Here is a 1,547-nt window from a genome sequence, read left to right as displayed (position 1 = left end):
CGGTGGTGTGGCCGTGCCGGTTGGGCGCACGGGCGTGGGGCTTGCGATCCGCTGCCCCTTGTGGAAGATCTCGACAGTGTTGTCCGCGATACGCACCTCGACGAGCTCGGGGATCAGGCGGTAGGGCGTGGAATACCAGCGTCCGTCGACCTCGACATGATAAAGGGCGCGACACGGCAACGCTTCCAGCGCGCAAGGACGTTTGGCTGGTCTGGCAGCTTTCCCAGCTTCGGCCTGTCGATCTCGGCGAAGAGCTCGGCGCGGCTGGAGCCGAAGCCGCGCATCTGGCGGGCGTTGAGTTCGGCGACGAGCAGGCGGATGGCGGCGTTCAGCTCCGCCAGGCAAAAAAAGCGCTTATTGCGCAGCCGCGCCAGGACCCGGCCTTTGACCACCGCGTTACAGCTGATCGCGTCCGCAAGCGAGCCGCCAAACCTCATGCTCGATCTCAAGAAAGCTGAAATGAAGCTCCGCGTAAGGACGAAAACCTCGCTCGGCATGCGGGTATCTGACCCATACCTGACATGCTGCTTTCTTTCCTTCGTTCCTGATCGCGATGTCATCAATACCGGTCAGCAGGCCTTACGACAACGGAGGCTCAAAAGTCGCGCCAACTGCGCAGAAAGAGAGCTAGAGAATCTTCTGATTATTCTTCAATGACTTAAACGAGAGCTCAAGAGCTCAGCAGGCAGCCGGGCCGAAGAGGCCGTGTCGCGGACTAGACAAATCCTGCAGTAGTCTCTGCCATCGTCCCAGGAATGGGACAGGTTCCTCCGCGCGAAAACGGAATTCACACGTCGTGCAACCGCGTTTGGCGTTGTCCGATGTCCGACGATGTCGGATACGCAACATAGCAGAGCCAGATCTATCTTATTGTTTTGAAATCATTTCCTCCTTTGGCACGGGACAGGCGTGGTTATCCGCAAACGCTCACGGACTGAGGAGAAATCGCCCCATGAGCACGGTCACCGAAAATATCGCCGCCGCAGGTCTCCCGATTGCGGAACCATCCAAAGATGACGATCGGGCAAGGCGGCCTGGCAGCATGAAGACGGTTGCTTGCGTCCTCCGCTCGGGCGGCGAATACGCGCCGCGCCATGTTGCCCGTCTATTGGATCAGGTGACCGAGCATTTGCCCGGCGCCAAGTTCCGTTGCTTCTCCGACATCAACGTGCCAGGCGTCGAGGTAATACCGCTCCGGTATGGGTGGCCGGGCTGGTGGGCGAAGATGGAGCTGTTCCGCCCGGAGCTGCCCGACGACTGGCTGTTTTTCGATTTGGACACTTCGATTATCGGGAGTCTCGCGGATATGGCGGCAGTCGACGGCCCGGTGATCATGCGCGACGTTGTCGACCCGTCCATCTTGCAAAGTGCCATCATGGCGATCCCGCAGTCGATCAAGGCGGCGGTGTGGGAGGCGTTCACAGCCGCACCCGCGGACCACATGCGACGGTTCGCTGAGGGCGGCGATCAGTCGTTTATTGAGAGCTGCCGGTGGGTTGATTGGCGCCTGTGGCAAGACATCTGCCCCGGTCAACTGTGTTCCACAG

General features: G+C 60.1%; 1 protein-coding gene and 1 pseudogene. One reads left to right on the top strand and one right to left on the bottom strand.

The window, feature by feature from the left end; all coding sequences use genetic code 11:
* A pseudogene (locus tag EOA33_RS35220) lies at positions 1-377 on the bottom strand (IS21 family transposase); the annotation flags it as partial.
* A gap of 575 nt (positions 378-952) precedes the next feature.
* On the opposite strand from EOA33_RS35220, the gene EOA33_RS35215 reads away from it, so the two are divergent.
* The coding region (locus tag EOA33_RS35215) for a hypothetical protein (protein WP_127407684.1) at positions 953-1,547 on the top strand (595 nt) is incomplete at its 3' end.

Origin of the sequence: Mesorhizobium sp. M4A.F.Ca.ET.050.02.1.1, assembly GCF_003997725.1 — a bacterium.
Classification (GTDB): domain Bacteria; phylum Pseudomonadota; class Alphaproteobacteria; order Rhizobiales; family Rhizobiaceae; genus Mesorhizobium.
The sequence above is the reverse complement of the archived record's forward strand: the minus strand, read 5'-3'. Positions and strand labels throughout refer to the sequence as shown.